Source organism: Micrococcus sp. HSID17227 (genome assembly GCF_003989405.1).
In the GTDB taxonomy this organism is placed as follows: domain Bacteria; phylum Actinomycetota; class Actinomycetes; order Actinomycetales; family Micrococcaceae; genus Micrococcus; species Micrococcus luteus.
Window position 1 is genome coordinate 1 of sequence record NZ_RBLN01000023.1, and the last position, 17,989, is coordinate 17,989.

At 67.7% G+C, this 17,989-nt stretch carries 20 protein-coding genes, 1 tRNA gene and 2 pseudogenes; 18 read left to right on the top strand and 5 right to left on the bottom strand.

All coding sequences use genetic code 11. From position 1 onward, the window contains the following. Nucleotides 1-552 (top strand): annotated as a pseudogene (locus D8M29_RS02705) (DNA primase); the annotation flags it as partial. An 81-nt stretch (nucleotides 553-633) separates the two neighbouring features. Here the strand turns inward: D8M29_RS02705 and D8M29_RS02710 are convergent. Next, nucleotides 634-1,299: a PepSY domain-containing protein gene (locus tag D8M29_RS02710; protein WP_060974139.1), complete on the bottom strand. Its 666-nt coding sequence runs from the start codon at nucleotides 1,297-1,299 to the stop codon at nucleotides 634-636. Nucleotides 1,300-1,502: 203 nt separating this feature from the next. Between D8M29_RS02710 and D8M29_RS02715 the strand changes: the two genes are divergently transcribed. Continuing rightward, a tRNA-Asn gene (locus tag D8M29_RS02715) sits at nucleotides 1,503-1,574 on the top strand. Here D8M29_RS02715 and D8M29_RS14465 read toward each other — a convergent pair. Then, the gene (locus tag D8M29_RS14465) at nucleotides 1,536-1,850 is read right to left on the bottom strand and encodes a helix-turn-helix domain-containing protein (protein WP_081097766.1); all 315 of its coding nucleotides are present in this window, start codon (nucleotides 1,848-1,850) and stop codon (nucleotides 1,536-1,538) included. The genes D8M29_RS02715 and D8M29_RS14465 overlap by 39 nt on opposite strands. Nucleotides 1,851-1,960: 110 nt before the next feature. On the opposite strand from D8M29_RS14465, the gene D8M29_RS02725 reads away from it, so the two are divergent. The 15 genes from D8M29_RS02725 to D8M29_RS02795 all read left to right on the top strand — a co-directional run bounded on the left by D8M29_RS02725 (nucleotide 1,961) and on the right by D8M29_RS02795 (nucleotide 15,544). Then, nucleotides 1,961-2,188, top strand: a complete 228-nt coding sequence (locus D8M29_RS02725) for a helix-turn-helix transcriptional regulator (RefSeq protein ID WP_060974140.1) — start codon at nucleotides 1,961-1,963, stop codon at nucleotides 2,186-2,188. A gap of 368 nt (nucleotides 2,189-2,556) precedes the next feature. After that, nucleotides 2,557-3,039 carry a hypothetical protein gene (locus D8M29_RS14095; protein WP_238693316.1) on the top strand — a complete coding sequence of 161 codons (483 nt, stop codon included), beginning with the start codon at nucleotides 2,557-2,559 and terminating at the stop codon, nucleotides 3,037-3,039. Continuing rightward, a complete protein-coding gene (locus D8M29_RS02735; RefSeq protein WP_044659678.1) occupies nucleotides 3,036-4,169 on the top strand; it encodes a DUF2637 domain-containing protein in 1,134 nt (377 codons plus the stop codon). Before D8M29_RS14095 ends, D8M29_RS02735 begins: the two co-directional genes overlap by 4 nt. Beyond that, the gene (locus D8M29_RS02740; protein WP_061873033.1) at nucleotides 4,166-5,224 is read left to right on the top strand and encodes a helix-turn-helix domain-containing protein; all 1,059 of its coding nucleotides are present in this window, start codon (nucleotides 4,166-4,168) and stop codon (nucleotides 5,222-5,224) included. Before D8M29_RS02735 ends, D8M29_RS02740 begins: the two co-directional genes overlap by 4 nt. Further along, complete coding sequence (locus D8M29_RS02745) at nucleotides 5,224-6,069, top strand: RNA polymerase sigma factor (protein WP_227449005.1); 846 nt, start codon at nucleotides 5,224-5,226, stop codon at nucleotides 6,067-6,069. The genes D8M29_RS02740 and D8M29_RS02745 overlap by 1 nt, the downstream gene beginning before the upstream one ends. Then, nucleotides 6,066-6,362, top strand: coding sequence for a hypothetical protein (locus D8M29_RS02750; RefSeq protein WP_036340685.1), 297 nt, complete (start codon nucleotides 6,066-6,068; stop codon nucleotides 6,360-6,362). The genes D8M29_RS02745 and D8M29_RS02750 overlap by 4 nt, the downstream gene beginning before the upstream one ends. Before the next feature lie 86 nt (nucleotides 6,363-6,448). Continuing rightward, complete coding sequence (locus D8M29_RS02755) at nucleotides 6,449-7,111, top strand: hypothetical protein (protein ID WP_060973426.1); 663 nt, start codon at nucleotides 6,449-6,451, stop codon at nucleotides 7,109-7,111. 183 nt (nucleotides 7,112-7,294) lie between these two features. After that, a complete protein-coding gene (locus tag D8M29_RS02760) occupies nucleotides 7,295-7,600 on the top strand; it encodes a hypothetical protein (protein WP_060774791.1) in 306 nt (101 codons plus the stop codon). A 32-nt stretch (nucleotides 7,601-7,632) separates the two neighbouring features. Continuing rightward, nucleotides 7,633-8,673, top strand: a complete 1,041-nt coding sequence (locus D8M29_RS02765) for a hypothetical protein (RefSeq protein WP_060973427.1) — start codon at nucleotides 7,633-7,635, stop codon at nucleotides 8,671-8,673. Continuing rightward, on the top strand, nucleotides 8,673-10,262 hold the full coding sequence (locus D8M29_RS02770; RefSeq protein ID WP_060973428.1) for an SCO6880 family protein: 1,590 nt from the start codon (nucleotides 8,673-8,675) through the stop codon (nucleotides 10,260-10,262). The genes D8M29_RS02765 and D8M29_RS02770 overlap by 1 nt, the downstream gene beginning before the upstream one ends. Further along, nucleotides 10,262-11,764 carry a conjugal transfer protein TraC gene (locus D8M29_RS02775; RefSeq protein ID WP_049145144.1) on the top strand — a complete coding sequence of 501 codons (1,503 nt, stop codon included), beginning with the start codon at nucleotides 10,262-10,264 and terminating at the stop codon, nucleotides 11,762-11,764. The genes D8M29_RS02770 and D8M29_RS02775 overlap by 1 nt, the downstream gene beginning before the upstream one ends. Next, the gene (locus D8M29_RS02780; protein WP_060973429.1) at nucleotides 11,764-13,668 is read left to right on the top strand and encodes a type IV secretory system conjugative DNA transfer family protein; all 1,905 of its coding nucleotides are present in this window, start codon (nucleotides 11,764-11,766) and stop codon (nucleotides 13,666-13,668) included. The genes D8M29_RS02775 and D8M29_RS02780 overlap by 1 nt, the downstream gene beginning before the upstream one ends. Before the next feature lie 4 nt (nucleotides 13,669-13,672). Then, complete coding sequence (locus tag D8M29_RS02785) at nucleotides 13,673-14,053, top strand: hypothetical protein (protein ID WP_049145137.1); 381 nt, start codon at nucleotides 13,673-13,675, stop codon at nucleotides 14,051-14,053. Between the two features lie 268 nt (nucleotides 14,054-14,321). Beyond that, on the top strand, nucleotides 14,322-15,170 hold the full coding sequence (locus D8M29_RS02790) for a hypothetical protein (RefSeq protein WP_049145136.1): 849 nt from the start codon (nucleotides 14,322-14,324) through the stop codon (nucleotides 15,168-15,170). Then, a complete protein-coding gene (locus D8M29_RS02795) occupies nucleotides 15,167-15,544 on the top strand; it encodes a hypothetical protein (RefSeq protein ID WP_049145134.1) in 378 nt (125 codons plus the stop codon). The genes D8M29_RS02790 and D8M29_RS02795 overlap by 4 nt, the downstream gene beginning before the upstream one ends. A 151-nt stretch (nucleotides 15,545-15,695) precedes the next feature. On the opposite strand, the gene D8M29_RS02800 is transcribed toward D8M29_RS02795, so the two are convergent. From D8M29_RS02800 to D8M29_RS02805, 3 genes are all read right to left on the bottom strand, one after another. Then, nucleotides 15,696-15,998 carry a hypothetical protein gene (locus tag D8M29_RS02800; protein WP_127435036.1) on the bottom strand — a complete coding sequence of 101 codons (303 nt, stop codon included), beginning with the start codon at nucleotides 15,996-15,998 and terminating at the stop codon, nucleotides 15,696-15,698. Nucleotides 15,999-16,427: 429 nt separating this feature from the next. After that, nucleotides 16,428-16,589, bottom strand: a complete 162-nt coding sequence (locus tag D8M29_RS13495; protein WP_153239424.1) for a hypothetical protein — start codon at nucleotides 16,587-16,589, stop codon at nucleotides 16,428-16,430. A 464-nt stretch (nucleotides 16,590-17,053) separates the two neighbouring features. Then, nucleotides 17,054-17,464, bottom strand: coding sequence for a hypothetical protein (locus D8M29_RS02805; RefSeq protein ID WP_127435035.1), 411 nt, complete (start codon nucleotides 17,462-17,464; stop codon nucleotides 17,054-17,056). A gap of 208 nt (nucleotides 17,465-17,672) precedes the next feature. On the opposite strand from D8M29_RS02805, the pseudogene D8M29_RS02810 reads away from it, so the two are divergent. After that, nucleotides 17,673-17,861: pseudogene (locus tag D8M29_RS02810) on the top strand (leucine zipper domain-containing protein); the annotation flags it as partial. Nucleotides 17,862-17,989 lie beyond the last annotated feature (128 nt).

Below are 17,989 nucleotides of genomic sequence, written 5' to 3' on the forward strand. Positions count from 1 at the left end.
TTCCCGGCGAGCGACGGGCAGGCGGTCGGGCCCACGGGCCGCCACGGGGAGGCTGCCGCCCCGGCGCCGCGGATCGTGGTGCCGGTGGACCCGCGTGACCCCGTCGCCCGCCGGGAGCGGGAGTCCCTCGAGGTGGTGCTGCAGCACCCCACCCTGCTCTCCGCGGAGCAGTGGACCGCGCTGTACGCCGCCCGCTTCACGGTCCCGCAGTACGCCGCCGTCCACCAGGGCGTGAAGGTGGCCGGGTCGGCGGGGGCGACACCGCAGCGCTGGGTGGACGCCGTGCGGGACGCCGTGCCCCAGGAGGTGGCCGGCGTCGTCTCCGAGCTGGCCGTCCGCGACCTGCCCGCCCGCACTCCCGAGGATGTGGACCGGTACTGCCGGGACATCATGAACCGCCTGTTCGCCCTGCAGATCGTGCACCGCAAGGAGGAGCTGCTCGGGCGCCTGCAGCGGCTCGGCCCCGAGGGCGACCCCGCCGAGTTCACCCGCCTCAACAGCGAGCTCATGGAACTGGAGGCGCGCCGCCGGGCCCTCCGAGCCGACGACTGACCCCCACCCGTTTTCGTTCGGGAAACGGCGGCTCCAGGCGCGTTTTCGTTCGGGAAACGGCGGCCCGTCGGCCGCGCGGCGTCAGCGCTCGTCGACCGTGAGCACCTCGCCGGACGTGGCGTCGATCTCGACCTCGGGGCCGTCGGAGCCGTCCTCGCGATCGAACCGGACCTCCCACTGGAGGGTGCCGTTGTCGTCCTCCAGGTCCATCTCGTCCAGGGTCACCCCGTCACGGCCCTCCCGGGCGGTGTCGAGGGCCTGCTGGGCGGTGACCTCGGCCTCCTTCGCCTTCTGGACGTCCTCGGGATCCGACTCGCGATCGGTCTCGGTGATGTCGCCGTCGGCGGTGACGTCCAGCTCCTTGGCCCCCTCGCCCACCACGACGTCGACCTCCCAGGTCGTGTCATCGTCGTTGGCATCCACCGCGACGATGATGCCGTCGGCGTACTTCTCCAGGACCGCGTCGATCACCGCGTAGGCGGGCTCGTCGGCCTGGCCGGTGGCCGAGCCGCTGCCGGCCGCGGCGGCCGTCGACGAGGCCGAAGCGGAGGAGGCTGATGACGACGCCGAGCCCGACGCGTCGTCCGTGGTGGGGGTGCTCGCCACCGCCGAGGAGGCGTCGACCCCCGGCGAGGCGGAGCCGTCGTCGCCGTTGTCGGAGGTGGTGCCGCAGGCCGCGAGGGCGAGGGCGGCGAGCATGCCCGTGCCGGTCAGGGCGGTCTTGCGTGTGAGGGTCGTGATGGTCATGGACACGTCTCTCCTTCGGGTCCGTTCCTGATGGTTTTGGGGTGTCCGCGCACCGTAGGCCCGCCGGAACCGTGCCTGGCAAGGGCCCGGTCCCCGGGCGTGGGTAGGACGACGACGGCGCCCCGCGGCCGGGTGGCGCGCAGGCAGGGGCTCTGGTAGAGTTCCATCCGTTGTCCGAACGGCTCCGGCGGTTCGCGGCACATTCCCCCGTAGCTCAACGGCAGAGCATTCGACTGTTAATCGAAGGGTTGTTGGTTCGAATCCAACCGGGGGAGCGATCCTGAGGCCCCTGCACCGACCATGTCGGTGCGGGGGCTTCTTCGTGCCTGGAGGACGACCGGGCCGAACAGTTCAGCGAGCGTGATGTCGAGCCACCCCGCGATCGAGGCCAGTTCGGGGAACGTGAAGTCCTGCTGTCCGCTCATCCGCCGGCTGACCGCGCTGCGTGTCAGGCCCATGTGCCGGGCCATGTCGGACTGGTTGACCTGCCGGCGGCCCATCCAGGCGCGGATCTCCGCGAGGAGCGCGGTCTTGATTTCTGACTCATCCATGTGTCCAGCGTAGCGAAGGGCAGGCCAGTCGTCATGGGATACGAAAAAAAATTGCTACATAAGCAACATACGGCTTGACCAGTGTTGCGGGTAGCACAACACTGGTGGCCATGACGAGACAGAAGCAGTTAACTCTGCAAATCCGCTCCAGGTTGGCCCTGGCCGACAAAAGCATGGGGGACCTGGGCGAAGCCCTCGGTCTAAGCCGCGCATCGGTGTCAGCACGTATGAACGGGCACCGCGATTTCACCTTCACGGAACTCGAGACCGTCGCTGACTTTCTTGGGTTGTCGATGCGAGACCTCTTCGTGTTCGAGGCCGAGGAGGGGAAGCCGTGACGGCGACAGTGGTTGACCCTGACCACGGCGCGTCCATGACTGCTGCGGCAGCGCGTGACCTCACGGACCAGATTAAGACTGGCATGGAGTCGGTCTACCACCTCATCCGTTCGGCATATCGAGGACGGGCCTGGGCCGTTCTTGGCTACCGCAGCTGGGACGACTACGTGACCCGTGAGTTCGGAAACCTCCACCTCCGTCCGCCCTTGGAATATCGGCAGGACGTGGTCCTCTCACTTCGTGAGGCCGGCATGAGCGCACGCGCCATCGCAACCGCCACTCAGTTGTCTAAGAGCACCGTGCACCGGGAACTCGACGCGACGGCGGGTCGAGATGTCCCAAATGGGACACCTGGAAACGCTCGGCGGGTGACTGGCACGGACGGGAAGACCTATCAGCCGGTGCGCGAGCGAGCCGCGACGTCGTCCGAAGGGCCAGAGGCGGTGCTCGAGGGCCAGATGGGCCTGGACTCGGTGCTGGACATGCCGGCCGAGGACTTCGGGATCGAGCCGCTGAACTTGGTCCGGCACGACGAGGAACAGAAGGGCCGCGCGCGTCGTGTGCTGACTGCGTTCAACGGGTCGGGTGCGGCCGCGGTGCCAGCGCTGATCAAGGCGGCTACCCCGGTGGCCTCGCTGGTGTCTCCGGCGACGGGTAAGGCGCTGGTCGAAGACGAGGACTTGCACGGGGTCGTGTGGGACTCGGTGCGGTGCGTGCGGACGCTGGCGCACGTGATCCGGTCCGTGGGGCATGTCGAGGGCGAGTCCCAGGCGGAGATCCGGTCGACGCTGCGGGACGCGGTGGACGACCTGGATGAGGTGCTGAAGAAGATCGAGGAGGGCACGCGATGAGCGCGCAGCAGATGTGGGAGGCCCGAACGTCTGGGCCGAAAAGGGCGGAAGCCCCGGCCAGCGGGCAGGCTGTCGGGGCTTCCGAAAACGCTCAATCCGAGACGGTGCACATTCCAAAGAACACGCTGGTCGAGCACTCAAAGGATAGCACCGGGGCGCGGCCCACGGACAGTGGGATTCGGACGCTTCCGCGCCGGGTCAACCCGAACGATGGGCGGTTCATCCGGGCCGTGGTGGCCGGGACCGCTGTGGCCGGGCTGGTGGCGTTCTCCATTTCGTTCGCGGCGCTGTACGAGGTCGCGGCGTGGCTGGGGCTGCCGCCGTTCATGCATTGGGCAGTGCCGGTCTTCATAGACCTGGCGATCCTGGTCTACGCAGGCTCCGTACTGGTGCACGAGTCTCGAGGGGAGTCCGCGCGGGCGTCGTGGTGGGCGCTGGGGGCGTTCACGGGGCTGTCGATGATCGCCAACGGGGCGCATGCGTGGAGTGCTGAGAACGCGAGCGTGTGGCAGTCCGTGGTGGGTGCGCTCATCGCGGTGATGGTTCCGGTGGCGGTGTTCGTGGCCACGGATCAGCTGGCGCGGGTCGCGGTGGAGAACCCGGACTCGCGGCGGGCCGAGCGCGCATCGCAGGTGTCGGAGGAAGCAGAGCAGCTGAAGGCTCAGGCGGAGCTGGATCGTCAGCGCGCGGAGCTGGAGGCCGAACTCGCAGCGAGCCGCTGGCAGATCGAGGCCCAGCGGCGCGAGGCCGAGCGGGAGGCCGAGGTGGCCGAGGCTCGGCACCGGCAGGAGCTGGAACGGATGGAGCGTCAAGCCAAACTCGAGACCGAACGCGAGGCCCGCGAGGTTCCGCAGGCCGTGGTCGAGGAATCGCAGGTCGCCCAGGGGATCGAGGTCGTCGAGACCGTGGCGTCGTCAGAGCCGGTCGCCGCAGAGACGAAGACGGTGGAGAAGGCATCGGGTGCGGACATCACCGCATGGATCGTGGCCCGTGCGCAGGAGGGCCAGGTGCCCTCGGCGGCGGAGGTCGCAGAGAAGTTCGGGTGCTCAGAGCGCACCGGGCGCCGCCGCTTGGCCGATGCCCGTGAGGCGCACGCCGAGGCATTCGGGACCGAGGAGGAGCAGGCATGAGCATCGAAGCGATGAAGTGGGCGCAGAAAGTCGCGGAGACAGGCCAACTCAACACCGGCCAGGCGTTCGTGCTTTTGCTGCTGGGTGACCATGCGGACGAGGCGTGGTCGTGCCACCCGAGCCAGGAGTTGTTGGCCCGGCGGTCGGCCCAGACGGTGCGTTCGGTGGAGCGGCACATCGCCCGCCTGCGAGACCTGGGCCTGGTGGACACCGAGTCTCGCTACGGGGACGGGCGCGGGCGGATCGGCTTGAGGTACTACCTCCGCGAAGAGGCCCTGAACGACCTTGTCCAAGACGCCGAGACCCGCATGAACACGCGACCCGACAATCTGTCGGGTAAATCTGAGACCCGCACGAAGACGCGACCCGACAATCTGTCGGGTAAATCTGAGACCCGCACGAAGACGCGACCCGACAATCTGTCGGGTAAATCTGAGACCCGCATGAACACGCGACCCGACAATCTGTCGGGTGAGTCGACTCACCCGACAATTTCGGCGGACTCACCCGACAATCACGACTTTGCCGACTATAAGGATCGCGCGCGGACTAACCCTCAAGAACCCTCATCTGTCCGTCCGTCAGTCCGTCAGTCCGGTGCAGTGCGCGCGGAGACGACGACGGACGACGGACGACGGACCGATCAGGTCATCGACGGTGGGGAAGGCGTGGGGCTGGTCCATCGGGGTGTGGTCCTGGCGGACTTGGTTCAGCGGGTGCCGGCGGCTGCGGACCTCGGAGACGGGCAGCTGCGGTCCATCGTGGACGTGGTCTTGGCGCGGGCCTCGGGGCCGGTGCGCAAGCCCACGGCCTTCGTGGCGCGGTCCTTGGCCTCGGAGTTCGAGGAATTGGTCGCTGTGACCCGGCCCCGGCCGGTCGCCGTGACTCAGGCTCCGGCTGCTTCGGGGCAGGTGCGTGAGCTGCGGACCGGTGAGCCGTGCCAGGACCCGGACGTGCACATCCCGGCGTACGGGCAGGCCGTGCTTGCAGACTGCCCGCACTGCCGGCTGGAGCGGCGGGCGATGCCACGGGCGTTGATGGAGGCGGTGGACTGATGACCGGGCAGGCGGACCGGGTGGCTCCGGCGGGGATGGTGCTGGTGACCGGTGACGAGCTGGCGGAAGCGGTGGCCTCGGTGCGAGGCACGGTGGTGGCCGTACTCGGACCCTCGGGCAACGGCGACGTCGTCGAGGACGTGCTCCAGAGCACGTGGGAGTCCGCGTGGCACTCCCGGGAGCGGTTCGATCCGGACCGGGGTTCCCTGCGGACCTGGGTCGGCACCATCGCCCGGAACCGAGCGGTGGATCATCTGCGGGCGGTCGGCCGGTCGCGGGCGGGCCAGGAGGCGCTGGAGGCTTCCGCGGTGGCGCGGGAGAAGACCGCGGTGTCGACGGTCATGGAGGACCCGGCCGAGGCTGTGGTTGAAGCGCTGGCTGCACACCGGGAAGTCGCGGAGGTGATGCGGGTGGTCGAGTCGGTCATGGAGTCCTCGGAGATGACGGCCCGTGCCCTGGCCGTGGTGCTGGCGTTCGGGGATGACGTCGTGGCGGCATCGGAGGCGATGGGCGTCTCGGTGACCGCACTGCGTCAGGCCCGGCGTGAGCTGGTGCGCTGTGCCCGGGTGGTCCGGGCGGCGCAGGAGGTGGCCCGTTCGGGGCAGGCGGTGACGATGCGTGTGCTGATCAGCTGCCTTCCCGACGACGGGGACGCGGGGGACTGGGCGCGGCAGGTCGCGTTGGCCTGCGCGCAGGCGGGGGGCCGGATGGAAGCGGTCACGGTCGAGGACGTCATGCAGGCCACCGGGTTCAGCCACTCCACGAGTCGGCAGTACCTGGCCGAGACACGGCACCTGCTGAGGGTGGCGACAACGGTGATCCGAAACGAGAGGGCAGAGAAGTGAGCGAGCAGACGGAGTTCGAGCAGAGCCATGACGTCCCGGAGGGTCAGGAGCCGCGCGTGGTCTACGTAGAGCGGGACCGGGGACTGGTCGCGTCCGTGCGGCGACTGCGCCAGCGCGCAGGCGAGGCCGGGCGGCGGTGGGTGGCGGAGTCCGTGGACGCGCCGCTGCCGACGTCGTGGCAGGAGCGGGTACCGGACGCGTGGGACTCGGCGCGGGGTCGGTGGGTGATCGCGGCCGTGGCGCTGGCGGTGCTCGTGGTGTGGGTGCTGGTGGTGCAGGCGATGGCGCGCTGACAGACCTTCGCGGTGGGGACCGCGAACCCAGGACGAGACACGGCAACGAAGCAAGAGCGGGCCAGACGAGCGGCGAGGAGTCGGACATGTTGAACGGAATCAACCCGGACGGGCTGTCGGGGTGGTCACAGATCAGTGGATGGGTGGTCGGGACGGCGCTGGTCGTGCTGATCCTGGCGGTGGGGGCTGGCGTGGCGCTGGCGGTGTGGGGCAGGGCCTTGTTCTCACCTGGCGGGATGCGCAAGGGGTGGACGATGGTCGCGTTGGCGGCGGTGGGGGCGACGGTGCTGGGCGCTGGCACGGCCGGCACGAGCTGGGGGGCTGGGCTGGGGACGAGCGAGCTGATGCCCGCCGGGGCCAGGCCGCAGTCGGTCGCGATCGAGAAGAACGCCCCGAAGCAGACCTGCAACCGGCAGGCGGTGCGGGACTTCGACAAGGAGGAGCCGTCGCCGGATCGGGCAGAGCGTGAGCGTGTGATCAGTGCGTTGCTCGGTGGACAGCCCGCGTTGGACGGGTACGAGTGGGGCAAGGAGGCTACGGGCACGGAATCCTCGTACACGGTCGTCACATCGGTGAAGTGGTACGCCACGGGCGAGGTGAACGGGTCGGGTGAGCCGGACTGCTCGGCACAGAACGAGGCCACGGCCGAGTGCTCGCCGGTCGAGGTGCACGTGGCGCGTCAGTCGCTGACCAACGGTGCTCAGACCGGGCGGACCCTGACGCTGACGCGGGGTCAGAACTGCTCTTGATCTGATCTGCGAGTTGCCCCCACCTGCTGCGGATGCAGCGGGTGGGGGCTTTCTCGTGTGCGGGCCAGGTGACATGCGTGGCGGTGGGGCGCGTCGTACATCTGGCAGCGGGCGGGAGTTGCCCGTTCGGCCCGGAAGGTATCCAGGCCGTCGTCACATCACATCCCTACGGGAGGACCTCTGATGAGCAATCTGATTCACGCGGCCACCACGGTGGCTGCCGGTGTCCCGGACATCGCACCGAGCTTCAACGGGCCGTGGATGCCCACCATCCAGAACATCACGGGCCTGGCGTTGGGCACCTTCCTGGTCATCCTGATCGTCGCCGTCGGCATCGGCGTGCTGGTCTGGATCTTCGGCAAGCTCTCCTCGAGCGGCCGCGCGCAGGACGTGGGTATCAGCTTCGTGGTCTGGGGCATCGTTGCTGCGGCCCTGATCGCCGGTGCTGCGAGCCTGATCGGCTGGGGCGCTGGCCTGCCGCTGTTCTGAGGTCCTGAGCGCACTCACGGAGGGAGAGAACGATGTGGGAGAAGGACTTCGAGGAGTTCATGCGGGGTTCGATCCTGGGGCTGGCGAAGGCCGCTTCCGGGCTGCTCGAGCAGGCTTTCTCCGTGGGTGCGCTGACCCCGGAGTGGTGGGTCACGGTCGTCGGCGGGCAGGTCACTACGACGGTGGCCGGTGGCGAGAGCACGGTGATCGACCACCCGGGGATGCTGAACATCATCGTGGTGGCGATGATCCCGCTGCTGATGATCTTCGTGGCCGTGCAGGTCGTGCTCTCGGCGGTGCGCGGGTCTACGGCCGGCATGGTGCGCGCGTTCCTGGCGGCGGTGTTCAGCATCCCGGCGACTTACGTGGTGGTCGGGCTGGTGTGGATGGCGATGGGGGCGACCCAGCAGCTGACCTTGTGGATCTTGCGGGTCGGTTCCGGTGGCACCGATGGCCAGGACGAGGCGGTGGCCGGCGTGCTGGGGCTGTTCGGTCTGACCTACGACGCCGCCAACGACAAGATCCTGCTGGATGAGAACTTCGCGCAGTGGGAGATGGCCAGCGAGAACTCGGAGAACGGGATGATCGTGGTCGCGGTGATCATCGCGCTGGTGATCTTCTTCGCCTGCTTCGTGCTGATGGCGATGATGATCTTCCGTCTGGTGCTGATTCTGATCTTGGCCTCGTTCGCGGCCCCGGCGATCTTCTCGTTGGCCCTGGAGCCGGCCAAGGCGCTGGCGGGGCGGTGGCTGTCGATGATGCTGGGGCTGATCATGGCCGGGCCACTCGCAGCCGCCGTTGTGCGGCTGGGCATGGCGATGGCGGCATTGTCCACGGATTGGGTGCAGACCGTGGCTGGCATGGTGCTGGTGTTCGTGGCCGCGGCCATGCCGATCTTCATGCTTGCAGTCACCGCGTGGCTGGCCGGCGGTGCTGGCCAGGCTGAGCAGGCGGGCGTGATGGCCGCGAGCCGGGCCGGGCGTGGAGCAATGAATTCGATGCGGGGCGTTTCGGCGCGGGCTGGCCGGATGCGCCAGCGTGCCGGGGCGATGGTGATGCGAGGAGGCCGCTGATGGCAACGATGATTCAGGAGTCGATGGACTCGGAGTACGACGACGTCCGATTCCCCCAGGAACGGACTCAGGGACTGATCCTGGGGCTGACCCTGGAGCAGGTGATCGTGGTTCTGGCCGGCGTGCTGATCGGCATGGCGTTCATCCTGCGTGGCGGGCCGGCCATGCTCGTGGGTATCGGGCTGATGGCCGTGATCGGCGCGTTCGGCGCGACCCGGTTCCGTGGCCGGTCCCTGCCTGGCTGGGTGTGGGTGGCGATGCAGTACCTGCGGCGCGGGGCAACGGATCAGCTCGAGTACCGCCAGGGGATGGCCCCGGCACACGTGCTGGAGCTGGTGGACGGCGAGCCGCAGGCCCCGGTGAGCGAGGCAGGGCCGCAGGCTCAGCGCGATGCGAAGGGGCGGATCAAGCCGGGTGAGCCGGCACGGTTCCGGCTGCCGGGTGTGGCCGGTGAGCTGATGGTCTACGCGATGCCCAACGGGGCCGGGTTCGTCTGGGACCCGCGCGCCCGGGAAGCGGTGGTCTGTGCGAAGGTCATGACGACGCGGGGCTTTGACCTGGAGTCCTTCGACGCTCAGGAGGAACGGTCCCTGTCGTGGGGATCGTCGCTGGCGGCGCTGTCGCGTCTGCCGGGTGTGGTGCGGATTCAGGCGTCGGATCAGACGACGCTCATCTCCGGTGCGGCCGTGGAGGACTTCTACGAGTCCAAGCAGGAGGGCGCGGGCCGGTCAGGGGCAAGCGTCGACCCGTTCCTGGACCAGGCGTTCCGTGAGCTGATGAAGGAGGCCCAGTCGATGCCGGTGCACGAGCAGTGGCTGACGCTGGTGGTCTCCCCGTCGAAGATCACCTCGCAGGTCAAGGCGCTCGGCGGGGGCACCCCGGCGCTCATGGAGCACATGCTCAAGCTGATGACGACGGTGGAGAGCACGCTGCCGCGCTCGGGGACCCAGGTGACCGCCTGGCACTCTCCGCGCACGCTGGCCGGTCTCTCGCGGTCGGCGTTCGACCCGGACGCCTCGGTGATGGTCTCGACCATGAAGGCGGACGGGAAGACGGCGGGTACCGCGCCCTCGAGCGCGGGACCGATGGCCGTGGAGGTCCATGCGGGCCACATGGTCACGGACGGGAACTACCACCGCACCTACAAGGTCTCCGAGCTGCCGCAGAACCTGGCCCGGCTGGGGTTCCTGGACGAGCTGGTGTTCGCCGGGGACTTCCGGCACACGGTCTCGGTGTTCCTGGCTCCGGTGGAGCGTGGGGCCGCGGTGCGGTCCGTGCAGCGGCGCAAGACGGACTGGCACACGAACTCGCGGCTGATGAGCAAGCTCGGGCGCATCGGGTCGTTGGAACATGACCAGTCCCTGGAGGACGTGGAGCGCGAGGAGGCCGAGCTGCGGCGTCGGCACACGGGCGTGGATGTCGTCGTGCTGGTCACGGTGACCGGGTCCTCGCGGTCCGAGCTGGAGTCCGCGGCTGCGGAGGTCGTGGCCTCCGGGATCACGGCCGGGTGCGAGCTGCGCCCGGTGTGGATGGAGCAGGACGCGGCGTTCGTGGCCGGTGCCCTGCCGTTCGGAAGGATGAAGCTCTGATGCGTGAAGAACCGAAGGTCGATCTGTTCCAGATCATCGAACCGGGCAAGGACGAAGCCCGAGAGGCCAAGCGTGCGGCCCGGGAGCTGGAGCGAGGCCAGCGGGCGCTGCGGAAGGCGATGGCTGCGCAGGCTAAGGAGGTGCGGTTCCCTCAGCCGCAGTGGGGCAAGGCCGGACCGCGCGGGGCACGGCAGCTGCGGGGGATGCGCACGCTGGCCCCGCGGCCGGTCCGCACGACGACGCATACGGCCTCGACGGCGTACCCGTTCGTGGCCGGCCCCGGTCTGGGTGCGCGCGGGCTGATGATCGGCAAGGACATGCACGGCGGCGGCGCGTTCTGCTTCGACCCGTGGGCACTCTATGAGGCCGGGATCATCTCGGGCATGTCGATGATGCTGTTCGGTCAGGTGGGCACCGGGAAGTCGTCACTGGCCAAGTCGCTGGCGGTGCGGCAGGTGCTGGCCGGGCGCAAGCTCTCGGTGGCCTCGGACAAGAAGGGCGAGTGGACCCGTGTGGTCAAGGGCCTGGGTGGATCGGTGATCCAGGTCGGCCCTGGCCTGGACACGCGCCTGAACCCGTTGGACCCGGGCACCCGGCCCTCGACGGACGTGCAGGGCGAGCTGATGACGGATCGGGCGTGGGCCTCGATGGTGCGGACTCGGCGCATGTCCATCTTGGTGGCCCTGGTGAAGATCCTCACCGACCGGGACATGACCTCGCCCGAGCACCATGTGCTCTCGGCGGGCCTGGACGCGGCTGTGGCGGTCGCGGACGCCGAGGGACGTCCGCCGATCATCCCGGACGTGATCCGGGCGCTGGACGCGGCCCGCACGGACCCGGACGCGATGAAGGCGCAGGCCGCGTCGGTGACGATGATGACGCTGGGCCGCGTGTCCTCCGGCGATCTGGCCGGCATGTTCGACGGGGAGACCACGGTGGTCCTGGACGATCAGGCGTGCGCGACGAGCATCGACACCTCCGCGTTGCTGGGTGCCTCCCCGGAGGCGGTGCGCGTGGTCAACGCGTGCGCGGGCGCGTGGACCGAAGCGATGGTCACCACGCGCGACGGCGGGCAGCGGATCGTGATCTACGAAGAGGGCTGGGACAACATCAGCTCCGAGGCCGACCTGCGGCGCATGGTCGAGCAGTGGAAGCTCAGCCGCGCCTACGGCATCTTCAACGTGCTTGTGCTGCACAAGATCGCTGACCTGGACATGGCTGGTGATCAGAGCTCGAAGATGGCCGCGATGGCCCGGTCCCTGCTGGCCGACGCGGACGTGAAGGTGATCTACCGGCAGGACCGGTCCGCGCTGAAGATCACGACGTCGGAGATGGAACTGTCCGACCGGGAGCGGTCCCTGGTGCGGTCCCTGCCCAAGGGCACGGGCCTGTGGCGTCTGGGGGATTCCTCGTTCGAGGTGCAGAACGTGCTCACGCGGGCCGAGCTGCCGCTGTTCGATACGGACGAGCGCATGGACAAGGCGAAGGAGGCGGTGGCCTGATGCGACGTGAACGTGGCAACAACTCGGTCCTGGAAGGGGACAGCCCGGCCGAGACGGCACTGATCTGGCTCATCGGTCCGGCCGTGCTGCTCTACGGGGCGTACCTGCTGGCCGGGTTCCTGGCCGGGCGTATCCACTGTGGGGCACCGACGAAGCCGGACTCGCTGTTCGCGCCGCTGGGCTTCCTCGTGGGCGAGCACGACCCGGCCACGTTCGGGGCCACCGCGCAGGGATGCACGGCGACCACCGGCGGGGTCATCGGCTGGCTGATCGGTCTGGGTGTGTTGGTGCTCGTGCTGATCGGCGTCGCGGTGACGGCGTGGAGCCGATACCAGCAGTCGGACAAGAAGTTCATCAAGGAGCTGCGCGAACGCGAGGGCCTGGCCCGGTCTACGGAGATCACCAAGACGGTGGGCCGCAAGTCGGTGCTGTCCCGGGTGAAGAAGGTCCGGCCCTCGATCAAGAAGCCGGCCATCACGGACGGGGCCATGCGCCTGGGCAAGGCCGAGGGCGTGGACGTGTTCGCGAGCTACGAGGAGTCGGTGGTGCTGATCGGCCCGCCGCGCTCGGGCAAGGGCGTGCACCTGCTGATCGGCGCGATTCTCGACGCACCCGGCCCGGTCATCACGACCAGCTCACGTGCGGACAACCTGGGGGCCACAGCCGAGCTGCGCAAGAAGAAGGGACCAGTGGCCCTGTTCGACCCGCAGGGACTGACCGGTCAGCCCTCCACGCTGAAGTGGTCCCCGATCACGGGCTGTGAAGAGCCGCGTGTGGCGAACCAGCGGGCGGCGTCGCTGATCGGTGCCTCCGGCCTGGGGTCCTCCAGCTCGAACGCGGAGTGGCAGGCCCCGGCCATCACGATCATGGAGTGCCTGCTGCACGCCGCGGCGCTGGGTGAGCGCACCGTGGATGACCTGATGCGGTGGGGCAACAACCCGGCCGAGGCCAAGGAGGCCGTGAAAATCCTCACCGAACATCCCAAGGCCGCGCTGAACTGGAACCTGGTGCTCAAGGGCATCATCGAGGGCGACCCGAAGCTGCTCCAGTCCAAGTGGTTCGGCGTCGAAGGTGCGGTCAAGGGGCTGTCGGTGCCCGAGGTCCGCGACGTGCTGCGACCCAACCGGTTCGAGGAGACCCTGGACATCGACAAGTTCCTCACCGAGTGCGGGACGCTCTACATCGTGGGCACCAAGACCGGCGGCTCGTCGGCGGGGCCGTTCCTGATCGCGATGATGGACGCCATCACCGAGCGGGCGCGCGAGCTGGCGGCGAAGTCGCCCGGGAACCGGCTCGACCCGCCGCTGTCGCTGGTGCTCGATGAGATTGCGAACATCTCCGGTGCCTGGCCGGGGCTGACCCAGCTCATGGCTGACGGCGGCGGCGTGGGCATCTCCCCGTTCGCGGTGTTCCAGTCGATGGCTCAGGCCCGCAACGAGTGGGGCGAGCAGCAGGCGCAGGCGTTGTTCGATGCGGCCACGGTGAAGGTCCAGCTCGGGGGTGCCTCGAACGTGTCCGACCTGGAGCAGTTCGCCAAGCTGGCCGGCCAGCGCAAGATCATGCGGACCTCGAAGTCTCGCGGCAAGGACCACACCTCGGTCTCCGAGCAGATCCACGACACCGACGTGGTCTCGGTCGCGGAGCTGCGTCGGCTGCCGTTCGGGTGGGGGGTCCTGCTGAACCGTAATGGGCGTCCGATCCTGATGCAGATGACCCGCTGGTGGGACCGCAAGGACGGCAAGCAGATCAAGGAGGCCGCGGGGCGGTACTCGAAGGCGCTGCTGGCTGAGCTGGAGTCCAAGGACCCGGCCCCGTCCACACCGACCGACGCGGACCGGGCCGAGGACTCCGTGGCGGCGTTGGACCCGGTGCCGGAGACGGCCCCGGCGATCCCGGTGCGGTGAGGGCATGGGCAGGTTCGGGCTGCACCGCACCAGCTCGGCCGAGTACAAGCGGTACCTGCGGTCCCAGGCATGGGGGTACAGGCGGGTGCGGTGGTTCGCAGACTGCCGGCAGGCCGGCCAAGAGCCGGCCTGCCAGGTCTGCGGGATCACGCTGACCCAGGCTGGGACCCTGGACCTGCACCACGTCTCGTACAAGGGCGTGGGCCAGGACGAGGAGGGCCGGTGGCAGGCCCGCGAAGCGCACAACGACCTGATGCCGTTGTGCCGGGACCACCATCAGCGGCTGCATCAGATCATGGACGGCAAGAAGGAGTTCTTTGGATGGGACCGCAGGCGGGCCACGGTCGTGATCGTGGCCAGGATGATCCGGCAGAGGCAGGCATGAGCACGGACGGGGGTGCACGGTGCCATGTCTGCCAGCGGCCCGTCTCCACGAGGTGGCACTGCGCCGATGGACGATACCTGGACCGCGCCGAGTGTCGTGCCACCGGCGGAATCGGGGTGTGGTTGTGCGGTACATGCGAGGACGCCGCGCATCGCTACATGCGCTCGACCGGGGCAGACGGGCGCGAGGCCGTTGAGGAGCTGTTCGCCCGGCTCGAGAGGCTGTTGGGCGGGCCAGCACGCCGGTACACGAGGGAAGGACGGAACTGATGGCATCGCCCTGGGTTGAAGACGACGAGCCCACGGACTGGGAGGCGCCGGCGGCCGCCGATGACGACGGACAGACGGGAACTCCGCTGCCCTACGTCGACCCGGAGGTCGCCGCGGAACTCGCGGGCGAGGGTCCGCCGGTGTGGATGGGCACGCGGTGGAGGGAGATCAAGGCAGAGCACCAGTGGGAGGCGTGGAACACGCTGCGTCGGTGGGTGGACTGGTTCGTAGCCGAGTACCGGCTGGTGACCTCGGTAGTGCCACCCTGCTGGTACAAGCACTCGGACCTGACGGCCGAGCTGTATGCGGCGATGTGCATGGAGTACAAGGTCTGGGAGGAACAGGCTCCGGGGCTGGGCCCGATGATGATGTGGCACCCGCATGTGGAGATGCTCACCGCGCGTCTGCGCCGCATGGTGGATGAGGCCGGCTGCGCGAAGATCGGGAGGCACAAGGAGCCCGAGGCGTACGGAGACCGGCCAGCGTTCACGCTGGACTACGACGAGGACGACTTCACGGCCTGGGCTGGTACCACCCGTGAACAGGACACCCTCGAACGACCCGCGACGGGCGTGCAATACGTGCGGGCACGTGTGGTGGACGGCGACGGCGGGCAGGTCGCGGTGTCGAACCCGGTGGGGCTGGCCGCCTCCCGGCAGCCTGAAGACGTGGCCGTGGTGCTGGAGATGTCCTCGTCTACGCCGTCGGCTCCACGGCTGGCGGTGTCCGTGGCTGATAGTCGGGACGACCTCAGTGTGGAGTGGGAGAGCTCCCCGGACGGGCACATCTGGGGCACCCTGGGAGATGAGCAACAGCCGGAAGACTCGAGCGAGGAGGAACGACGATGAACTGGGTTCGCGGCACCGGTAGCCCGTGGAACATGCACTGGGTCCAGCAAATGGACAGGCAGGAGTGGGACCTCTATGAGGACGACCGCACCGGCGCAATGTGGGTGGAGCGGGAGTACGGCACCGTGCTGGCCATGCTCAGCGACGGTGGCTGGCGGATGACGAAGAACGGGGCGCCGTACCGGTCCCGGTACCGCGTGTTCGAGTTGGCCGGAACCGATGTTATCGAGCGCACGGATGTGTTGTTCTCGGGGCTGGCTCATGGTGGGCACTTCGATGAACGCCAGGAGGGTGCTGGGCGGTATCAGGCCGTGCGTCGGGAATGCGTCGAAGCAATCGAACGGAAGCTCCAGGTCGCTGTGACGCAGAGCTGACTACAGGAGCACCATGACGGAGCGGCCCCGATACCGGAGAGGTATCGGGGCCGCGGGCTTCTCGGTCTGACGTAGGAGATTCAGTCAGGACGGCCAGCCTGTGATGCCTTCGAATAGTTGGCTCAGGCTGAGGCTGGCCGTCGTGTTGGGGTCAGTCAGTGCGATTGGTGGCGCGACGATGCCGTGCGGTCTCGAAGATCACGTGCAGGATCGAGGCAACCAGAATCAGAGCAAGTGCAAACCACGTCCACCCGTCCAGGCTAAGGTTCGCGATGTCGTGGCCCTGGTTCTGAAGGTCGGTGATGGTGCTCTTGAACTTGTAGCTGACGATGGCTGACAAGCTGACCAGGACAACAAGTGTGGCCCATGCGACTGCTCGTTTGCGGATGAGGATGGATGCACCGAACATGACGGTCCAGAATCCCACGACGATAGGGAGGGCGCTTGTCAGCATCAACGACCCCACCAGGTTCTGGAGCGAAGTCGGGACCTGGTCATTTTTGACTTCTTCGACACCAGCGAGGATCGGGACTGGTTGGGGGTCGGTGGTTGCGTCAGTGGGTTGGTCGTTGGGTGCGTCAGAAGACGGGTCGGTGGCTGAGGCGGAGGCGGTAAGCAGCAGGAGGGCGTGCAGGGGCGCAGGAGGGCGTGCAGGGGCGCAGGAGGGCGTGCAGGGGCGCAGGAGGGCGTGCAGGGTGCGGACCGGCGGAGCCGGAGCAAGTTAGATACTTAGCTATGCTAAGTCGCTTTCGGCCTAGTCAGGCCGGGATTCGTTGCACTGTGCTGGGGGTGCAGGCGCAGGGGGTCAAGCGTCGTCGGAGGCGTCCGTTTTGGGGGCCTGGGGGGTGTCCGGGGTGCGCGGCGGGTCGTTCTTGTGGATCGCTTAATGAACGGCGCGTGTGCTGACGCCTTCGCGCTCGGCAATGGCGCGCATGATCATGCCTTCGGTGCGCATGGCGCGGATACGTTCATGGAGCGCGGCGACCTTGACGAAGTACTTCTCGCAGGGCTGGGCAACCGTGCGCCGGAGCGGTCCGGGGTGCACCCCGGACCGCTCCACGAGGACGCGGGAGGGCCATTTGGGATTGGCTGGAGCTGGGCAGTCCGTGTCAGTGTGAAAAGTAGTTCAATTCTTCATAAGAAGTGAACTAATCACAGGAGGGGGTGGGGTCACAAAGCTAGAAGCGAGGCTCTCAATCAAAGCGACTATAATATTCGTCATTCTGATTTTTCTTCTAGCTTCTTTTCGAGCTTATTCTTCCTCCTGTTTAGGCGCCACCAAGAAACTGACCCCTTGAGCTGGAGGGCTCCTAGTTCGTCGAGGGATGGGAGCCCCTTGTCAGACAGCCTTTTGGAGACCTCTGTCTTGTCTGCTCCTTGCATCGTTGCAACGAGTGCGTGCGCTTCCTTGACTGGAGCGGATGCTAGAGGGTGGGTGGAGAGTTTCGCGTTGACTGCCCTTAGCTCCTCTTCAAGGGCTGAGCGGGAAATGCCTCGGAGTGGCATAGGTCACTTCCCCCTCAGGCAGGCAAGCGCAGCCCGTCCTCCTGCGGCGAGAAACGCCTCAGGGGTCCCCCGAGTCATGATCTGGGTGATCTGAGGCCCATTGAGACCGATTCCCATGAGGCACCTATAGACAGCCCAGGGCCACGCCTGCGTTTCGGCTACTTCCGGGCCGGTCTTCTTTTCCTCGATTAGAAGATCAGAGACATCCCACTCGCTGGATGTGCTTCCTTGATTCTCGAAGTCGCCGGGAAGCGAGGCGGCGGCTGCGTACCCGTCTGTTGCTTGAGGGGTGAAGGCGGGCTGGGCCGCCCAGGCGGTAGCCCCGAAGTTGCTGACGGTGAGGGCTCCTACGATGGAAAACGCGGCCCCGGACTGGGCTAGACGAGAGAGGCGCGGTCGATGCTTGTCGGGCATGAGAGTCTCCTTCGAGTGGATATGACGCGCCCCACTGTACTGTGCGTTCTCTATGCACCGCTATTGCTCTCTGATCCCTCTCGCTCAAGAGGACCTCTTCCTAGGTGTGATGTCCAGGGACGTTGTTGCGTGAATAGCTGACAGGCGAAGGCCTCCTGTTGCGAGAGTGGAGTTGTCGAGAAACCGCTCACGCGAACAGAAGGCCTTCATGTCCCACGCTAACGCCGCCCTGACCCCTCGCGCCCGCCTACGCCTGGCCAAGCTCATCGTCGAGGAGCACTGGCCGGTCGCCACCGCGGCCAAGATGTTCATGGTCTCCGCACCCACCGCACGCAAATGGGCCACACGCTTCCGGGCCGAGGGACCTGCAGGGATGGCAGACCGGTCCAGCCGGCCGTAGTTGAGTCCCTGATAGTGGTGTAACCCTCCCCGGTCGCCAACACCGTCCCCTTCACGGACGCGGTCACCGTGGGAGCCTTCGAGTGAACCTTCCACAGCACTCTTGAAAGGACATCACCACGATGA